Here is a 17,180-nt window from a genome sequence, read left to right on the forward strand (position 1 = left end):
CCATTCTAATTTTTAATTTTTTATATATTGAAAAAGGTATCTATTATATAGACACCCTTCACAATCCAATTTTATTTACCAAATAACTTACTAAATTTTGCACTAATCATAGATTGAGCGTCTTTTTTTGATTGTGCTTGTTCATATTCAGTTGTACTTGTTGTACCCGAAGGCACATAAGAATTATTAATCTTGTCTTGCTTATAGATTTCTTGTAACAACTTAATAGATGAATTTAATTCATTCATATCTTGCACATGAGTAAACAGCGGTGCAAATTGTCCAAATCCATTCTCTTTAAGAGTTAAAGTTACTTCTTTATCAAATAACTCTTTTTCACGCTTTTTAAGATTAATTTCAGCGTCTGTAGGCTCTTGTGGTAGTTTTGCTTGTAATTCCTCTAACTCGACTTTCAAAGCGTCATAATCGGCTTTAGATACCGTTTCAGGTGCTTCATTCTCAACGACATCTTGTCTTTCAGTAGTTTGATTTACTTGTGTATTTTCTTCCATTTTGTAACCTCCTAAATAAATTTTAGTTTTACAATATCTCTCGCAAGTATTGTTTTATCGTTATAATAGCCTTTAAATTCAAATATAAACTCGCTCAAATTGCTGGACGGAGTATAATCATAAAAATAGACACCAACATTTTGCTTGTCGCTGTCTGTAATAGATATTTCTTCAATTTTTGTTTTGTCTGAGTTATAAATCGTCAAAGTAATATTAGATGGATCTATACTCTGGTTATCAAAATTTTTAAAATGTACTTTTAATCGTATTGTATCGCCTTGTAGCATCAAATCACCTCCATTTTTGAAGGATTAATAATATAACTTAACTCGGACAAATTGTCCGAGTTAAAAATTGTAGAGTTATTTTCTATTGCTAACACTTTCCCCAAAATTGGGGAATCATTAACAGGATAAAACGTAGCAACTTTACTAAAAACAGGATTCATATAGCTATCAATTTGACGTGTAGCTTTATTTAGCGTTATATGGCTCTGTAAGACGTTTGAATAGAAAGAGGATAGATAACACTCTACACTTCTTAAAACGCTTCTACGAATGCGTAAGCTATCAAATATTGGACGTGTGTAACTTTTTAACTCAATTGTTGATTGTTTACTATTCGACAAATTAGAGTGTATAGATGATAGATAACTATTTACATTGACAGTTTGACGATTAATTGGCTCTTTCTCTATTTCAAATACTCTTAATTCAGGATATTCATTCATATACCATACATTTGTAAAATCCCAATTTTGATAAGTAGATTGAGTTTGCATTTGTTGTGTAGTTTTACCCACTCCACCACCCAACGAATTGCTCAATCCGCTTGTATCAACATCCCAGTAACTATTGTTTACAATTGTATTAAGGTCACTACTAGTAACATAGCCGATTAAGCCGCTCGCTGTATTATGATAATTACTTACATGTCCTCTGCTATAGCAATTTGTAATAGTAGACACATTACTTGCTCGTCCAATCAATCCACCTACTCCGCCATTTGATGATGATGTGCTTGTATTACTACTATAAACTGTGACAGCACTATAACAATTTGTAATAGTGCTATTATTAGTAGTACCGACTAAACCGCCCGCGTAAGAAGTCGCTGAATTGATTTGACCAGTTGTATAACATTTTGTAATAGCAGAGTTGATTGCTTGAGCGACTAACCCCCCTGTCAATCTAGCGTTAAAATTAACATTTTCAACTGCAACATTTTGAATTGTTGCTCCGTCTATCAATCCAAACAATCCTACATTTGTTGTCGAAGTATTGTTATAAGTTAAATTTGATATTTTATAACCTTTACCGTCAAATGTACCTAAAAAACGATTAGTAGCATCGCCGATCGGAATCCATTCAAACCCATCCATATCAATATCATTTACTAACTCATAATCACCAGTAAGATTATTATTAATATCTTGTAACTCTTGTGCTGTACTAATTAAAATAGTCATATCAACACAACCTTACACTAAATGCGGTACTTCGATTGTATGTATTACTGTTAATTCGTCATTTTCTGACTGCATTGTAAAGTTGTCAAACGATTCCTCGCTCAAAGCATTGCCATCTGTAGCAACATTATAGATAGCACTTTTAGCAAAAGTAATTGGTGTCGTAATATCTGCATCGCTACCTTTAACCACTACTGTAATTTTGACATTGTTTCCTTCAATAGTAGAAGTAACTCTACTATCTGCACTAGATAATCGTAAAATTGGATTAGATTGATCGTCTTGCAATTCAATATACTTCCAATTATTTAAAATGTAATTACGTAAATCTGCATATGCATTAGTTGTTATTTCTGCCATTACATTGACATCTCCTTTTTAATTTGATTAATAGTTACTAAAATGTGTTTAATCATTTTCTTGTTATCTCGTTTAATTTTACACTTTTTAAATAGTGTAAACATGAGTCATCATCCTTTGTTTTAATTTGTTTTATAAATATAAAAAGCCACTCTATATAAGAGTGACAAATTACCTAATTTTATTTAAAAATATAAATAAAAAAAAGAAAGTAGGAGAGATGCTACTAATAACAATAACATCTCAACTAAATTAAATTAAATTGAAGGATTTTAGAAGTGAGAACATCTCACGTCTAGGAATAAAAAAAGGGAGTATGATTCCCCATTAAAATATAAATAAAAATTAATATCTTAATGCGATTCATACTCCTTCCATATATATGGTTTGCAGTCGAATCTTGAAGTCGTTGGGAGAGTAATGCTCAATAGGTAGTAACTACGGTCTAGTTATGTCTTTTTTTATTATATTTATTATATTTTTCTTCCATTTTTATGATTGCATTAGTACGTCTCCCTTAGAGACAATTATCTAAAAATTCAGAAATATTATCTAAACTATTGATTTTATTGAGTTTTGAGGACTATGTAATTTTACAGTTGTTTCTTATCAACTATTGAAACTGTTGGGAGAGTAAGGCTCGTCATCGTTTTCTATTTTTGGACATTCTTGATTTTCTTTTGCTTACTCCTTCCATATATATGGTTTGTAATCGAATCTGAACCCCCTACTCCCACAAGGGATACGAGAGTTTTATAAAAGTGGTTATTTCTAATTTGATTTTTGTTTATCAATTTGGCATAAAGCAGAGCAGGAATTGAAGGCTTGGTGCGAAGTTTGTCTGCCTTGTTTGCTACAAAACTAAAAAATAGAATCGTAGAAACAAAGACAGACAACTCATAGCATAAAGCGTCACAGTGTATTGTGAGTATTGTATGCTCTCATTCAGTTGCGTGTATCTCTACACAACAAGTCTACTTTCTACTTCTGCCCCCAAAAGTTTGTATATGTCTTATATAAGCGATTGTGCTTATACAAGTAAATAGTTATCCTGCTAAAGAGGAACTCACTAAACATATACTCTATGACTTGTCCTACAACGTCCGTAAACGTTCAGACCTTCCACTCCTATCCGTTCAATTGGTCGATAGCACCATTCACGTACTGTCACGAATGAGAAAATGACATATTGTACGCTAGACTTAATTATTGCAGTAGCTAAGTCATAACTTGACCAGTTTTGTTTAACGTCCAGTTAATGGGCAACCTAGACGAACTACACTAAAAAAGTGCGAATTTAATACAACCACTTGACCTCATTTTTTAAAAATGTTAAAGTAGTTATATAAACACTTATGCTTGTTGGGCGATTAGTGTTAGTTTTATTCAGTTATAGAGGGAAAGTGACTGTAATCACTTAACCCTCTTTTTATTTGCTTATTTTTTATAGCGTTCTTCAACTTCTACTTTTTTGTTATCTAATATTGTTGCAATAGCTTGTAATTGTTCTTGTGATAGTGATACTTCTTGTAAATCATGTTTAAGTTCGTCTAAAATCATCTGACAGTCGCAAACAGAAGAAAAAGAACTAATTGAATATGATGTATATGATTTCATTTTTTGTTACCACCTTTGTATAAAGTGTTTACGGGAGAAAAAGTATCATGTGATTTTCTTAAATCATCTGTATCCATTTGTATATATCTTCGCATTGTACGTATATCAGACCACCCACCCATTTTTTGAAGTGTAAAAGCATCACATCCATTTAATGTCATTTTTCTTGCCCATGTATGTCTATAGACGTGAGCAGTAACTTTCTTACCTTCAATTCCTGCTTTTTCAGCATAATACTTTAATCGTTTATTAAAATGATTCTGACCTAATGGCTCTCCCCATTGAGATAAGAAAATTCGATCAGTTGTAAAATGCTTTTTATTTTCTTCAATTAGTTGTAAGAGTAATTTAATTGAATGAGCAGAAAGAGGAACATATCTAGGTTTTCTATTTTTATTCTTATCTCCGCCTAGTGTAATAAATCTAGTTTGAAAATCTACATCAGTAATTCTCAAGCTAAGTAATTCCCCTGCTCTTAATCCACAATCTAAAAGTAAAGTCATTGCAACATAATCACGAAATCCTACATAATCACGCAAGTTCGGTTGTTTAAATACATCCCTCACTTCTTCATCAGTTAAACAGTTTGTAAGGTCAATATCTTGCTTTAATAAACGAACATTCTGCATAGGATTAAATGCAATTAATTCCTCACGTTCAAGGAAGTTGAACATTGCTCTATATACTCTTAATCGAATATTGATTGTTGTATCTGATAACCCTATCCCTTTATCTCCTTTAATGTATTTATGTCCATCATATTTTGGGGCATCATACTTACAATAATTAATGTAATCTCTAAATATCTGTGGTGATAATTCATCAACTGTTTCAATCTCATAGTTTTCATTTAACCATTTAACGAAATAACCCCAATCCTTACGATAATCTCTCAATGTGCGTTCTCTTAACCCTTCTGCACTCTTACCTGATACAACTAAGTCGATAGCTTGTTCAAATGTTAATTTTGGATATACCTTTTGGTTAGACATTTTGCCTATTGGAGTACGCTTTCTCTTTTTTAAGACCACAAAAAAACCTCCTCAATTCATAATGTTTTAACGAACATTTACGAATTAAAGAGGTAGAACACAATCCAATTTCACAACTTTTAGGGTTGTTATTATACATTTTCAGGGTTGTGTACATTCACATTTTTCCTTGTAATTTATAATCCTATCTATTGACATTCCAAACTTATTTTACTCACTTGCTCATCAGCATTCTTCTGGTGTACCAGCATTCTTCGCTGTCCTAAAAGAGCTTCCACATCCACATGAGGCAATGGCATTCGGATTGTCAATGGTGAAGCCGCCACCCATTAGAGATTGTTTAAAGTCAATTTTAGTTCCTTGAAGAATGGGGGCATCTTCGCTTGATACGACAATTTGTAAACCATGTTCTTCAAAAACCTCATCATCTTCTTGTTTTTCATGATCAAAGACCATCGCATATGAAAGGCCGCTACAACCGCCACCTTTTATGCCAACACGTAAATAAGAACCTTCTTCTCCATTGTTACGCATCATTTCTTGAATATGAAATGCTGCAGCTTCTGTAATATCAACAACTTGTGTCATCCGAGTCACCTCTTTCCTATATCCATCATAACAAATTTTTTAATGTTGCGTAAAACAACAAATCCTCACAAAAAAATCAATTTTATTCTCAACTCTATATGATATAATTTTCCTATAATCATTATAGGAAACGGGGTTAATTTTATGGAAGTTTCTCCCTACTATGAGAAGCAAATTGACTGTATACATTGTAAGAAAAAGTTCAAATCTATGAAAGTAAGATCGAATTTTGTTAAAATCAAAGAAACAGAGAGCGACTTTCATCCAATCTATGAAAACGATGTGAATCCTTTGCTTTATAATGTCTTCGTTTGTGAACATTGCGGCTTTTCATTCACAGAAGACTTTTCGAAATATTTTGCTCCGGGAATAAAAGAAAAAATCGATGAAAAAATATCTTCACATTGGAAAACACACGATTTCTCAGGGGAACGAACCATTTCTGATGCACTACAAGCCTATAAACTAGGACTTGTATGTGGAAATATAAAAAAAGAAAAACATATTACCTTAGCTGGACTTGCACTTCGCACAGCATGGTTATATCGATCCATTGGCGATGAAGAACAAGAAAAGCGGTTTATGGAGATTTCGCGAAATCAATATATTGACTCCTACTCTGTGGAAGATTATAAGGGAACTTCCATGACAGAAATCCGAGTTATTTACCTAATTGCCGAGTTGTCTCGCCGAATCAATGAGCGTGATCAAGCCATACGCTATTTCTCAAAAGTCATTGAAATGCAACGAAATTCAAATGAAGTAAAAATCATCGAAATGGCAAAAGAACAGTGGCAACAAATGCGAGATGAAAAAGAACGCACCGAAGAATAGGGACTCTAGCATTTTTATAACTATAAAGAGGCATTTTACACAGTGATCGTTTTTTCCTCCCTCACTGTGTATTCATTGAAACAATCAGAATCTTTATAAGTATAAAGGACAAAAGAATCGTTGGATAAAGAGAAGCTTCCATCAATGAGGGTTTTCTTCATCCCCCACTGCTGGTTAGCTGAACCAATCGGGCTTTTACGGGCAGTTGGTCCCCCGTCTATCTTTCTCGTTTTTCTCTAAACCTTGAAGTTGGGGGCTTACTGCCTGTTAACGCGGGATAAAAAAAGGCTGTACCTTCCAATTGCTTTACACAATTTTTGGTCAGCCCATTCGATTGTATTAAAAAACTTGTTCTACTTCCACAACACCTGGTACTTCTTCTAAAAGTGCACGTTCAATACCTGCTTTTAAAGTAATGGTTGAACTTGGGCAGCTACCACATGCGCCTAACAAACGTAATTTCACAACACCATCTTCTACATCTACTAAATGGCAATCCCCTCCATCACGAAGAAGAAATGGGCGTAATTTATCTAATACTTCTTGTACTTGGGCTTTCATATCTGAAACAGATTCTGTCATACTTATCGACTCCTTTCCTTAAAATTATTATAATGTCTATAAGATAAAAAATCCATTATAGAATGCGGAGGTTGATCGATCATGGCAAGTAATTCCGTGTCAATCGAAATATACGGAGCCAATGTGCACTGTGCAAGCTGTGTGAATGCACCATCTTCAAAAGATACTTATGAATGGCTTCAAGCCGCAATTGACCGAAAATATCCAAACACGCCTTACAATATCACTTATATCGATATTGAGCAACCAATTGAGAATGAGCACCATGCGAAATGGGCACAACGAATCTTGAATGATGAATTTTTTTATCCCCTCGTATTGATTAATAATCAGGTGATAGGAGAAGGGTATATACAGCTAAAACCAATTTATACAGAACTTGAAAAGCTTGGCTTCCAATCCGTTTAAACGGTGGAAGCCCTTTTATTGATTCATCACAACTCTATTTTATCAAACTATACTCGAACTGCTTCAATTTGTAGAGTTTGCAAAATCTTCTTTTTCATACTTGCTAATTCCTCGCTAGCCCTGTCCCTTGGTCGAGGCTCATCGATAACAAATTCACGTTCCACCTCGCCAGGTTTTCCAGATAACAAGATGATGCGGTCACACAAGTAAAGTGCCTCATCAATATCATGTGTAACAATAACAGTCGTCACTTTTTCCTCTTGCCAAATATCGAGCATCAAATCTTGTAGCTGCATTTTGGTGAAGGCGTCTAGGGCACTAAATGGCTCATCCATTAATAATAATCCAGGTTTTGCCGCAACTGCTCGTGCGATAGAAACACGCTGAGCCATACCACCTGATAATTCCTTTACATATAAATTTTCAGCTCCACTAAGCCCTACTTGCTTCAATAATTTTTTGGCTAACTCATTATTACCTTTTGGATCTCCCTTTAAAGTAAAGGTGACATTCTCTAAAACAGTTAACCATGGGAATAATCGGGCTTCCTGAAAGACAACCCCTACCTCTGGATGTGGTCCATTGATCTTATCACCTGCAATGACAATATCGCCATTATAATCTTTATCAAGCCCCGCAATTGTACGTAATATCGTACTTTTTCCAGATCCACTTTTACCAATTAAGCCAATCGTCTCGCCTTCATTCGCATAAAAAGATACGTTTTTTACCCCGTTTTGATTATCGAATATACGCGATAATCGTTTAACCTCTAGTACCATTTATTAGCCTCCTATCACACTATTATCTCGCCATTTCAATACACGATCTTCAACAAGTTTAATAAGCCAATCTGTTAATTTTCCAACAATAGCGAACAAGATAATACTGCCAATGATCAAATCAGGAGCGGATGAGTTTTGCCCAATCACCAAGAGATAACCTAACCCCTTGCTTGCCCCCATTAATTCGGCAGCAACGACGAACATCCATCCTAACCCTAAGCCGCTTCGAAGACCTGTAAAAAAGGAGGGGAGGCTTGCTGGTAAAATAATACGCCTAACCAGCTCATAATGGCTAAAACCCGCAACCTTTCCAACTTCTATTAGTTTACGATCCACATTTAAAATGCCGCTGACAACGTTTAAATACACTGGAAAGAATACACCGACTGCAATCAAGCTAATTTTGGAAGGCTCTCCGATTCCCATCCAGAGGATAAATAATGGAACCCATGCAAGAGATGGAATTGATTTAAATGCCTGAATCATCGGATCAAAAATACGCTCAGCCTTACGGTAAAAACCGACAATCGAACCAAGCACCACAGCCAGCACCGTACCGATAAATGAACCTACAAATACTCGATATACAGTTATCCCTAAGTGTCCCCAAAGTGTCCCATCTACCGCCAATCCTTGAATTGTTTCAATAACCGCTAATGGAGATGGAAGTTGATAAGATGACACTCTTCCTGTCGCTGTTACAAAAATCCATAAAACTAACAAAAGAACAGGGAGCAATAAGCTTAATGCAATTTGGGTGACTTTTCGATTTGATTTTTTCTTTTTTGTAGGCGTTTCATCCTCATATGCGATTGATTGTGAAAGCTCGACCATTTTTTTCGCCATCTAAATTCCTCCCTATTGCTGAATTATTTTTTTCGCTAAAGATGGATCAATCAGATCATCCGTTGTTCTTTTCACATCGACATCTGGCTTGATCACTTTCGATTTTTGTAGCACTTCTCCAGCTGCATTTAACGCGTTCACTTGATCCTCTCCCGGAATCGGATGGTCAAAATTAGTACGTTTTAGTTGGATCTTTGCTGTATTTAAATCAATTTTCGCCTCTTTCGCTATGATTTCTGCCGCCTCATCCGGATTCTCTTGAATCCATTTGCGTGCCTTTTCATATGCCTGGATAACTTTCTCCACCGCTTTTGGGTGTGCTTTTTTAAATTCTTCTCGTACATTTAAAAAATTGTATGTGTTGAATGCTGTATTTCGATAAAATAACCTAGCATGGGCTTCTTGCTCCGCAGTTGCCATGATCGGATCAAGTCCCGCCCAAGCTACAACGTCCCCTTTTACTAAGGCTTGATAACCGTCATTATGTTGTAGATTTATATATTGAATATCTTTTTCCGTCAAACCTACTTCATTTAATGCACGTAACAAGAAAATATAAGGATCTGTCCCATATGTTGCTGCTACTTTTTTTCCTTTTAAGTCCTTAACGGTTTTGATCGATTTATCTAATGTAGCCAATGCCGTCCATTCCGGTTGTGATAAAACATATATATTTTGAATCGGTACCTCTTTGGATTTGGTTATTAATGTTGCTGCCCCTGCGGCTGAACCAAAATCAATACTGTTACTTGTTAAAAATTCTAATGCCTTATTACTTCCTTGACTTAATGTCCACTCTACTTTTACATTGTCTTTTTTAAATTCTTCTTCTAACCAGCCAAATTTCTTTAATACTAAACTAGTCGGAGAATAATAGGCATAATCTAAACGCACTGTTTTTAATTCCTCATTTTTAGCCGCTTTGCCATTACCACATGCCTGTAATACCCCAACAACTAGCAATATGAATGTTAATAATAAAATATTCGTTTTCTTCATACTAAACCTCCAAATAAATCACAAATTTTCTGTAAAATTCGAATTTTTCATTTTTATAATGTACCCATAATGTTATTATTACAATTCTTATTTGTCAACTATGCATTATTAGTTTTAAAGCATTATTCTATTTTATCTAAATTAAAAAACATCCAGAACATTATATTCTGAATGTCTTTGAATATTTAACAGATTAGAAATCAGATGTATTGATTATCCAATTTTGTCCATAAATATATAGTGTATTCGCTGATTTCCGCTATGGCTTACTCGTTTTCCTGCGGGCAAGCCTTCGCTGCAATTTACATAAATGGAGCTAAAAATACATGGTTTTTTATAGATTATGTTAAATATATCTCCTGATTTCTGCCTGATCGACACACTTGATTAGAAATAGAAGTAATATGTATTCAAATATTATTTACGTAAACAAATCCTATTACAATCTTCATCTTCTCATTCTCTTTTTCTTTCATTCATTTCTCTTATAAACGGAAATTCAATGATTTGATGTTTATTCGTTATTGGATTTATACATTGATTTTTTGTTTAGGATCATTCATCATTGGATTGTTTTACTATCGTAATATGGGATTTCTGAATCTAACAGATATTGGGCTAAGTATTCGATTCATCCCAAATATTCTTTTTCTTTCTTCTTTTTTATTGTGTATGATTTCCTTAACAAAAAACGCTTATTTTGGTCTTTTCATGACTTTAACTTATTTTATAGGAGATTTGCTATCAGATGCTCGATTATTTAAGATCTTTTCACTAGGGGCAAATACCAATAATTTTCTTTACAATACTTCTCTTACATATTATTTGGCAAATAGACTGATTTTGGTCGTTCTTTCCATTGTTTTTCTATATCTTGCTTGTCGCAATCGACGTATCAGATAGACAGACACGCGGCAGAATAGGATCTTACCAATGATGAAATTGATCATCATTTTTTTAGAAAAGTCCTAGAAATAAGAAACATTTTCTAGGATTTTCTACACTATTTAATACAATGGTTTTCCTTTCTTACTATCACTAAGCATCTTTTCATATATTTCATTTGCCTCTAAAATTTCCTCTGTTATTTCATCATCATCTTCTTGATCCATGTATTTTAAACTTTCTACATCTCTATTTGTATGTGACATAAATTCCATAAAGCCTTTTACAATAGCTTGTTTTAGTTGATTCGATGGAATCCAGGTTGTTTTGTGATTTCCATAAATTAATCTTAAATTTTCTCCATTAGAATCTCTTTCTAGATATGTAGATACCATTTCACCATCATATGCAATAAATGATTTTTTAGGGTGCATCTCCCCTAAAACGCTTTTTAAATAAGATAGCCATGTCAAATGGATATTATCTGTATAAATATGATTGACAAACAAGCCATCATCAATATATAAATCAACCATTCCTCTAATAAACCCAGCATCTCTATAATAACTTTCATTATATATTTCGAAATGTCGATCAGTAGCTAAATCAAGTAATTCAAAATCATCATCATTCTTTGGAAATGGATTGTATACCAATGTTTTAAAATAAACTTTCATCAAATATATTCACTCCTATTTTTTAGATACAGGATAAAATGTAGTGATTGTTGCGGATTTATGATTTTTTGTAGGCATTAAAATAAGTTTATATGTGATTCCATGAATTTTTTTATACACCTCAATATTCTCCCCATACTTCAGCCTTTTATTAATTTTCTTGGAATTTGCATTAATGGTTTGTTTAATATAATTCTTTATAGTTTTTATTGATAGCAGGCGTGTTGATTATCCCATTTAATCCATAAAAATAGGGTAATTCGTTGATTACAGCGAAGGCTTGCTCGACTCCCTCTTAAAATGTTGTTATATCAACGTTTGCTAGAGTTTTTTCGTGTAAAAAAATTTTTTCTTGGCCAAGATAGAGTGCGAACTAGTTTGATATTTCCATTTGTTTAAATAAATAACAATGTTAATGTACGCTATCCCTCGGGAAAAGCGAATAGATGAGACCCTGCACGGAGCGCAAGCGAAGGAAGCGGCTCAGCGTTCGCCCGCAGGAAAGCGAGCAAGCCGTAGCGGAAATCAACGAATACCTAATATTTCTATGGATATAATTGGATAATCAATACGTCTGATAAAATATTTAAAAATTACACTTTTAAAATATAAATTTCATATTAATTTTAACGAATTAGCAAAATCATATTCAAAAATAACAAAATATTGCATTTATTTAATATAAAAATCAAAATACCAATAATTTTAATTATTAAATAGATAGCATATACATAATTTGTAAATTATTGATTGACCCTTAAAAATAATAATGTTACCATTAATTTGCAGTAATAATTGTAATTACATTGTAATTTTTGAAATTATATAGGCATGCATATATAATTTTGCTAATATTTTTAAATATTACTGTAATAAATTTTATAATAATAGGAGGGTTTCATCATGTCTTTCAAAAAAATATTAACTTTTGGTCTTTCCATAGCGGTATTAGGAGCTTCTGTTTCAGCTGAAGCAACAACTTATATTTCTAAATCACTTTCTGGTACAAATGCAGAAAGCGGATACAAAGTATTAGGAAATGGAACAAGATACTTAAAAGGAACCGGTACCTATGGAACAGGAAACGCCTATGCCATGAGAATAATTCCTTACTTTCCAGATGAAGCAGTAGCAAATTTTTCTATAAAAAAAGGAGCCACTGGAAAAACTTCTTTCCATGCTAATGCTACCAATAGTTCTGGTAACAATCAATCCTACTATATTCGTTGGTATGGTAACTCTTCAAATTCTAGTGCGAATTTAAAAATTACTGACTAACTATTTAATGTCTATAAATTGATACAGTAGCACGATGGAAAGATTCTTCTTTTCATCGTGTAATTAAGAGAGGAGTTAGCCATGCTAAAATCCACTTTCTATTACTCAAAAGTTTTGCTAAAAAATCCGCTTTTTCTTTTTCTTATCCCATTTTTAATAGTTATGCTTTTTTTCACAAAAGAAGCGTTCAGCACTTCGATCTTTGATTTTGTAAAACATTTTTATTATGGTTTTATTATTGTTAATCTATTTTTCCTAATTACAACCACTACCACTACGAATAAAGATTTTGAGATACATAATTATTTAGAACGAAATCCATTGAAAAAGCAATATACGATTTTATTAGCCTCGTTTTGGATAAATATAGTTCTTTTATTCATTCCTATCCTATTTATTGTTTGCTTTCAAAGTAATGATTCGAATTTTTATATCATGATGAGAGGAATCTTGCATTTCTCAGTCTTATGGATTTTAACAAATTTGCTATCTGCAACAATGGGGACCACTATAGGTAGCATACTAAAGAATATATGGGCATTACCAATAGCAATTGTTAGTTATAGTATTTTTATATGGCGATCTATGAGCGATGAAAACAATGCCATTCAAAAAATGTTCAATATTTATGATGACAATATTAGAATCGTATCCAATAACATATTAGGTGTCATCTTTAATGTTCCCTATGTACTTGACAAACTATTCATTGTATTATTGATTTTTCTATTCATCAGTTTTGTAGGGTTTTATCGTCAAACCAAAAAGCGATTCCTCTATTTAGCTATTGGATTAGGATGTATTGGAATAATAGGTTTGAATGCCAACTATTTGAAGACATCCGAGCAAATTTTTACTTCTCAATATCCAGATGTGAAAGCACAATCATATAAAATCATTTCTTATGATATGGATATTGATTTTTCAAAAAATTTTAAAAATCAAGCAACCCTTCATCTAAAAATAGAAAACAACATCGACCATATTGTCTTATTATTGGATCAGGTGTTTCATATAAAAAAAATAACGATCAATCATTTACCTGTTTCCTATTCATTCACTAACCATAAACTTATCCTTCATACTTTCCAAAAAAAGGGTGATGAGGTGAAAATTGATATCCTCTATGATGGTCACTTATTTATGAATAATGATGTAGGAGCTCCTACTTTTTATGTCACAAAACAGGCAATCAATCTACCAGGGAATATCTTCTATTGGTATCCAACTGTTCCCACAATAGGAAAAAGTCAATTTACCATTAAAACGAAAAGCTCAATACCGCTTTATACAAATTTACAACAAAAAACATCTAGCCTTTATGAAGGGACTACTAATTCTATTTCTTTTGTTGCAGGAGAATATAAAAAAATCAATCATAACGGCAAAGCGTATATCATTCCGAAAGTAACTGATTTTCATCGATTCACTGAAAATCTAGATGACATGCTGCAATCTCTTTCAAAGAAAGAATATCCAAAAGAGGAGCTTGCGAACATAAAAGCTGAAAACTATCAAAAGGTCATTGTTGGTTTTTGGCCTGGATATGAGCGATACGTTTTTTTGAACAATGATACGCTCTTTGTAAATGGATTAAATTTTTAGACGGAGGAGTGTTATGATGACAAATCAATTAGTTGTTGAAAATCTATCCTTTTCATATGGAAAAAATACAATTTTACAGGATGTATCGTTTACTTGTAGTGATGGAATTATCGCATTATTAGGGAATAATGGTGCCGGAAAAACGACTTTACTCAATATTTTAACAGGATTAAAACAAGGGGAAACAGGGAAAATCCACTTAAATGACATTGATTTAGCACACGCCAAGGAATATCCAATTCATTTAGTAGGTTACTTACCACAGCAATTCGATATTTACGATAACATTACGGGGTATGACTTTTTGTCACATGTTTACGATACAAAAGGGTTCGATCATCATACCAAAAAAATTGAGATCGATGAAGTCATCGAAAAATTTAATCTAGCAGCTGTCATCCATAAAAAATTCAAAAGTTATTCAGGTGGGTATAAAAGAAGACTAGGGATTGCGCAGGCCGTCCTAGGAAAACCGTCCCTGATCATTATTGATGAGCCTACTGTTGGATTAGATCCTGAGCAACGGGCAGAGTTTCGAAATTATCTTTTTGAAATCAGTCATCATGCTATTACCCTTATTTCAACTCATATTATTGAAGATGTCGAGTTATTCAGTCATAAAATTCTCATATTGAAAGATCGACATATCGGCTATGACGGTTCCATCGATGACATAATAGCAGAAAGTAAACAGCATATTCATTCAATGGAAGTCACACTAGATCAATTTGTACAATTAAAAAATCAATTCACCATTATTGAACAAAAAAGAATGAGTTCAGATAAAATCCGCATTCGATATATTCAAAAGGATGAGGAACATGTCGTGAATCATCCAGAAAAGGAGATCTCATTAGAAAATGCTTATATCTATTTTCAAAAGAAATAAAACAGTGAGAGAGCATTATTTTAAAATATACGATATAAAAGGAGCTAAGATTAAATTAACCCTATCGATTTTACTGATTATTTTCATCTATTCACTCTTGAATCCTGCGATTTCAGGATATCTTTCTTCGATAAAAGAGCAAATAGCGTTAAAAAGTGTCGATCAATTATTCGATTATACGATTCCATTATTATCGGCTCTTGTTATTTTTCTTGTTTTTTATAATGATTACAAAAATTATACGTATCAGTTTTATATGTTTTTAAATAAACGGAAATTCAATGATTTGATGTTTATTCGTTATTGGATTTATACATTGATTTTTTGTTTAGGATCATTCATCATTGGATTGTTTTACTATCGTAATATGGGATTTCTGAATCTAACAGATATTGGGCTAAGTATTCGATTCATCCCAAATATTCTTTTTCTTTCTTCTTTTTTATTGTGTATGATTTCCTTAACAAAAAACGCTTATTTTGGTCTTTTCATGACTTTAACTTATTTTATAGGAGATTTGCTATCAGATGCTCGATTATTTAAGATCTTTTCACTAGGGGCAAATACCAATAATTTTCTTTACAATACTTCTCTTACATATTATTTGGCAAATAGACTGATTTTGGTCGTTCTTTCCATTGTTTTTCTATATCTTGCTTGTCGCAATCGACGTATCAGATAGACAGACACGCGGCAGAATAGGATCTTACCAATGATGAAATTGATCATCATTTTTTTAGAAAAGTCCTAGAAATAAGAAACATTTTCTAGGATTTTCTACACTATTTAATACAATGGTTTTCCTTTCTTACTATCACTAAGCATCTTTTCATATATTTCATTTGCCTCTAAAATTTCCTCTGTTATTTCATCATCATCTTCTTGATCCATGTATTTTAAACTTTCTACATTTCTATTTGTATGTGACATAAATTCCATAAAGCCTTTTACAATAGCTTGTTTGATTGCTTCAATTGAAAAATACTCTGTCTTTTGATCATTATAGACAAAGCGTAGCATCTTTTCTGTTGGATGTTTTTCAAAATAAGTTTCTACAAATGGACAATCATAGGCGATATAAAACTTTTTAAAGTTTTTCTCTCGTTTTAATAAATAGGTGTAGGAACGCCACGTCATATGTAAATTTACAGTCTCGATTGGTTTTGAAAATATTTTTTCATCGATACAAAAATTAATTGTACCAGGAACATATCCAGAATAACTATAATACAATTCATTATAAATTTGAAATTCTTTATCATCTCTACAATTTACATAATTTACACAATTTATATATTCATCATCATTATCCTCATAAAACGGATTAATATAATAAGTTTCAAATGTAATATTTTTCATATTTTTATCCTCCCTAATAAAAACTTTAATTATAATTATTGTTTATTTTCTTTTTTCTTAGAAGATACTGGATAAAATGTTGTTACCGATCCCTTTTTATTTGTTCCATTGGAATTTAAAACTATTCGATAAGTGACTTTATTTATTTTTTTCGTAACAGAAATATCAACTTTGTATTTTAGATTTTTTGAAATTACTTTTTGATTGTTGTTAATTGTTTGTTTTATATAATTTTGGATGGTTTTGATTGATAAATCTGGATCAAAAAAAGAATATTCTGTTTTACCTATACCATTCCAATATTTAGGATGATGTTGTTGTAAAATATGAGTCAATTTATTTTTAGAAAGTGTAATCGATTTTGAACTATTTTATACGAATATTTAATTCAAAAAAAGATGTTTAAAACGTGCGAGGATTGAGGGAAATAGCCTATCTATTTGGAAGAGGCAGATTTCAAGAGACCGTTGTGAAAGGAAATGGATTCATAAAAAAC

At 32.5% G+C, this 17,180-nt stretch carries 20 protein-coding genes; 6 read left to right on the forward strand and 14 right to left on the reverse strand.

What is annotated here, in order from left to right; all coding sequences use genetic code 11:
* Window positions 1–71: 71 nt before the first annotated feature.
* From FEZ13_RS15450 to FEZ13_RS15480, 7 genes are all read right to left on the reverse strand, one after another.
* Complete coding sequence (locus FEZ13_RS15450) at window positions 72–512, reverse strand: hypothetical protein (RefSeq protein WP_146553430.1); 441 nt, start codon at window positions 510–512, stop codon at window positions 72–74.
* 11 nt (window positions 513–523) lie between these two features.
* Window positions 524–799, reverse strand: coding sequence for a hypothetical protein (locus FEZ13_RS15455; RefSeq protein ID WP_146553431.1), 276 nt, complete (start codon window positions 797–799; stop codon window positions 524–526).
* Window positions 799–1,893 carry a GLUG motif-containing protein gene (locus FEZ13_RS15460; protein ID WP_186725947.1) on the reverse strand — a complete coding sequence of 365 codons (1,095 nt, stop codon included), beginning with the start codon at window positions 1,891–1,893 and terminating at the stop codon, window positions 799–801. The genes FEZ13_RS15455 and FEZ13_RS15460 overlap by 1 nt, the downstream gene beginning before the upstream one ends.
* A gap of 99 nt (window positions 1,894–1,992) precedes the next feature.
* On the reverse strand, window positions 1,993–2,340 hold the full coding sequence (locus FEZ13_RS15465) for a hypothetical protein (RefSeq protein WP_146553433.1): 348 nt from the start codon (window positions 2,338–2,340) through the stop codon (window positions 1,993–1,995).
* Window positions 2,341–3,777: 1,437 nt separating this feature from the next.
* On the reverse strand, window positions 3,778–3,957 hold the full coding sequence (locus tag FEZ13_RS15470; RefSeq protein WP_146553434.1) for a hypothetical protein: 180 nt from the start codon (window positions 3,955–3,957) through the stop codon (window positions 3,778–3,780).
* Window positions 3,954–4,988, reverse strand: coding sequence for a tyrosine-type recombinase/integrase (locus FEZ13_RS15475; RefSeq protein ID WP_186725948.1), 1,035 nt, complete (start codon window positions 4,986–4,988; stop codon window positions 3,954–3,956). Before FEZ13_RS15475 ends, FEZ13_RS15470 begins: the two co-directional genes overlap by 4 nt.
* Before the next feature lie 186 nt (window positions 4,989–5,174).
* Window positions 5,175–5,537, reverse strand: coding sequence for a HesB/IscA family protein (locus FEZ13_RS15480; protein ID WP_146550726.1), 363 nt, complete (start codon window positions 5,535–5,537; stop codon window positions 5,175–5,177).
* A 144-nt stretch (window positions 5,538–5,681) separates the two neighbouring features.
* Between FEZ13_RS15480 and FEZ13_RS15485 the strand changes: the two genes are divergently transcribed.
* A complete protein-coding gene (locus tag FEZ13_RS15485; protein WP_146553435.1) occupies window positions 5,682–6,371 on the forward strand; it encodes a DUF2225 domain-containing protein in 690 nt (229 codons plus the stop codon).
* A gap of 339 nt (window positions 6,372–6,710) precedes the next feature.
* Here FEZ13_RS15485 and FEZ13_RS15490 read toward each other — a convergent pair whose 3' ends face one another.
* Window positions 6,711–6,953, reverse strand: coding sequence for a NifU family protein (locus tag FEZ13_RS15490; protein WP_146550728.1), 243 nt, complete (start codon window positions 6,951–6,953; stop codon window positions 6,711–6,713).
* 81 nt (window positions 6,954–7,034) lie between these two features.
* Here FEZ13_RS15490 and FEZ13_RS15495 point away from each other — a divergent pair, with 81 nt between their 5' ends.
* Window positions 7,035–7,361: a YuzD family protein gene (locus FEZ13_RS15495; protein WP_146550729.1), complete on the forward strand. Its 327-nt coding sequence runs from the start codon at window positions 7,035–7,037 to the stop codon at window positions 7,359–7,361.
* Between the two features lie 47 nt (window positions 7,362–7,408).
* Here FEZ13_RS15495 and FEZ13_RS15500 read toward each other — a convergent pair whose 3' ends face one another.
* From FEZ13_RS15500 to FEZ13_RS15515, 4 genes are all read right to left on the reverse strand, one after another.
* Window positions 7,409–8,143 carry an ABC transporter ATP-binding protein gene (locus FEZ13_RS15500; RefSeq protein WP_146550730.1) on the reverse strand — a complete coding sequence of 245 codons (735 nt, stop codon included), beginning with the start codon at window positions 8,141–8,143 and terminating at the stop codon, window positions 7,409–7,411.
* A gap of 3 nt (window positions 8,144–8,146) precedes the next feature.
* Window positions 8,147–8,992, reverse strand: coding sequence for an ABC transporter permease (locus FEZ13_RS15505; RefSeq protein ID WP_255473219.1), 846 nt, complete (start codon window positions 8,990–8,992; stop codon window positions 8,147–8,149).
* 12 nt (window positions 8,993–9,004) lie between these two features.
* Window positions 9,005–9,991, reverse strand: a complete 987-nt coding sequence (locus FEZ13_RS15510) for an aliphatic sulfonate ABC transporter substrate-binding protein (RefSeq protein ID WP_146553436.1) — start codon at window positions 9,989–9,991, stop codon at window positions 9,005–9,007.
* Window positions 9,992–10,998: 1,007 nt separating this feature from the next.
* Window positions 10,999–11,556: a hypothetical protein gene (locus FEZ13_RS15515; protein WP_146553437.1), complete on the reverse strand. Its 558-nt coding sequence runs from the start codon at window positions 11,554–11,556 to the stop codon at window positions 10,999–11,001.
* Window positions 11,557–12,456: 900 nt separating this feature from the next.
* Here FEZ13_RS15515 and FEZ13_RS15520 point away from each other — a divergent pair.
* The 4 genes from FEZ13_RS15520 to FEZ13_RS15535 all read left to right on the forward strand — a co-directional run bounded on the left by FEZ13_RS15520 (window position 12,457) and on the right by FEZ13_RS15535 (window position 16,007).
* The gene (locus FEZ13_RS15520) at window positions 12,457–12,831 is read left to right on the forward strand and encodes a hypothetical protein (RefSeq protein WP_146553438.1); all 375 of its coding nucleotides are present in this window, start codon (window positions 12,457–12,459) and stop codon (window positions 12,829–12,831) included.
* A 450-nt stretch (window positions 12,832–13,281) separates the two neighbouring features.
* Window positions 13,282–14,436 carry a hypothetical protein gene (locus FEZ13_RS15525; RefSeq protein ID WP_146553439.1) on the forward strand — a complete coding sequence of 385 codons (1,155 nt, stop codon included), beginning with the start codon at window positions 13,282–13,284 and terminating at the stop codon, window positions 14,434–14,436.
* A 16-nt stretch (window positions 14,437–14,452) separates the two neighbouring features.
* Window positions 14,453–15,325: an ATP-binding cassette domain-containing protein gene (locus tag FEZ13_RS15530; RefSeq protein WP_146553440.1), complete on the forward strand. Its 873-nt coding sequence runs from the start codon at window positions 14,453–14,455 to the stop codon at window positions 15,323–15,325.
* A complete protein-coding gene (locus FEZ13_RS15535; protein ID WP_146553441.1) occupies window positions 15,297–16,007 on the forward strand; it encodes a hypothetical protein in 711 nt (236 codons plus the stop codon). The genes FEZ13_RS15530 and FEZ13_RS15535 overlap by 29 nt, the downstream gene beginning before the upstream one ends.
* A gap of 104 nt (window positions 16,008–16,111) precedes the next feature.
* Here FEZ13_RS15535 and FEZ13_RS15540 read toward each other — a convergent pair whose 3' ends face one another.
* Window positions 16,112–16,684: a hypothetical protein gene (locus tag FEZ13_RS15540; RefSeq protein ID WP_146553442.1), complete on the reverse strand. Its 573-nt coding sequence runs from the start codon at window positions 16,682–16,684 to the stop codon at window positions 16,112–16,114.
* Window positions 16,685–16,719: 35 nt separating this feature from the next.
* On the reverse strand, window positions 16,720–17,019 hold the full coding sequence (locus FEZ13_RS15545; protein ID WP_186725949.1) for an EndoU domain-containing protein: 300 nt from the start codon (window positions 17,017–17,019) through the stop codon (window positions 16,720–16,722).
* Between the last annotated feature and the right edge of the window lie 161 nt (window positions 17,020–17,180).

The sequence above is a fragment of the Rummeliibacillus sp. SL167 genome, assembly GCF_007896505.1.
Classification (GTDB): Bacteria; Bacillota; Bacilli; order Bacillales_A; family Planococcaceae; genus Rummeliibacillus; species Rummeliibacillus suwonensis.

What these genes read in the sequence shown, in the direction of transcription:
- FEZ13_RS15535 (WP_146553441.1), top strand. Translation starts at nt 15,297, where the DNA reads ATGCTTATATCTATTTTCAAAAGAAATAAAACAGTGAGAGAGCATTAT.
- FEZ13_RS15470 (WP_146553434.1), bottom strand. Translation starts at nt 3,957, where the DNA reads ATGAAATCATATACATCATATTCAATTAGTTCTTTTTCTTCTGTTTGC.
- FEZ13_RS15505 (WP_255473219.1), bottom strand. Translation starts at nt 8,992, where the DNA reads ATGGCGAAAAAAATGGTCGAGCTTTCACAATCAATCGCATATGAGGAT.
- FEZ13_RS15480 (WP_146550726.1), bottom strand. Translation starts at nt 5,537, where the DNA reads ATGACACAAGTTGTTGATATTACAGAAGCTGCAGCATTTCATATTCAA.
- FEZ13_RS15490 (WP_146550728.1), bottom strand. Translation starts at nt 6,953, where the DNA reads ATGACAGAATCTGTTTCAGATATGAAAGCCCAAGTACAAGAAGTATTA.
- FEZ13_RS15460 (WP_186725947.1), bottom strand. Translation starts at nt 1,893, where the DNA reads ATGGATGGGTTTGAATGGATTCCGATCGGCGATGCTACTAATCGTTTT.
- FEZ13_RS15450 (WP_146553430.1), bottom strand. Translation starts at nt 512, where the DNA reads ATGGAAGAAAATACACAAGTAAATCAAACTACTGAAAGACAAGATGTC.
- FEZ13_RS15540 (WP_146553442.1), bottom strand. Translation starts at nt 16,684, where the DNA reads ATGAAAAATATTACATTTGAAACTTATTATATTAATCCGTTTTATGAG.
- FEZ13_RS15455 (WP_146553431.1), bottom strand. Translation starts at nt 799, where the DNA reads ATGCTACAAGGCGATACAATACGATTAAAAGTACATTTTAAAAATTTT.
- FEZ13_RS15530 (WP_146553440.1), top strand. Translation starts at nt 14,453, where the DNA reads ATGACAAATCAATTAGTTGTTGAAAATCTATCCTTTTCATATGGAAAA.
- FEZ13_RS15485 (WP_146553435.1), top strand. Translation starts at nt 5,682, where the DNA reads ATGGAAGTTTCTCCCTACTATGAGAAGCAAATTGACTGTATACATTGT.
- FEZ13_RS15495 (WP_146550729.1), top strand. Translation starts at nt 7,035, where the DNA reads ATGGCAAGTAATTCCGTGTCAATCGAAATATACGGAGCCAATGTGCAC.
- FEZ13_RS15465 (WP_146553433.1), bottom strand. Translation starts at nt 2,340, where the DNA reads ATGGCAGAAATAACAACTAATGCATATGCAGATTTACGTAATTACATT.
- FEZ13_RS15520 (WP_146553438.1), top strand. Translation starts at nt 12,457, where the DNA reads ATGTCTTTCAAAAAAATATTAACTTTTGGTCTTTCCATAGCGGTATTA.
- FEZ13_RS15500 (WP_146550730.1), bottom strand. Translation starts at nt 8,143, where the DNA reads ATGGTACTAGAGGTTAAACGATTATCGCGTATATTCGATAATCAAAAC.
- FEZ13_RS15510 (WP_146553436.1), bottom strand. Translation starts at nt 9,991, where the DNA reads ATGAAGAAAACGAATATTTTATTATTAACATTCATATTGCTAGTTGTT.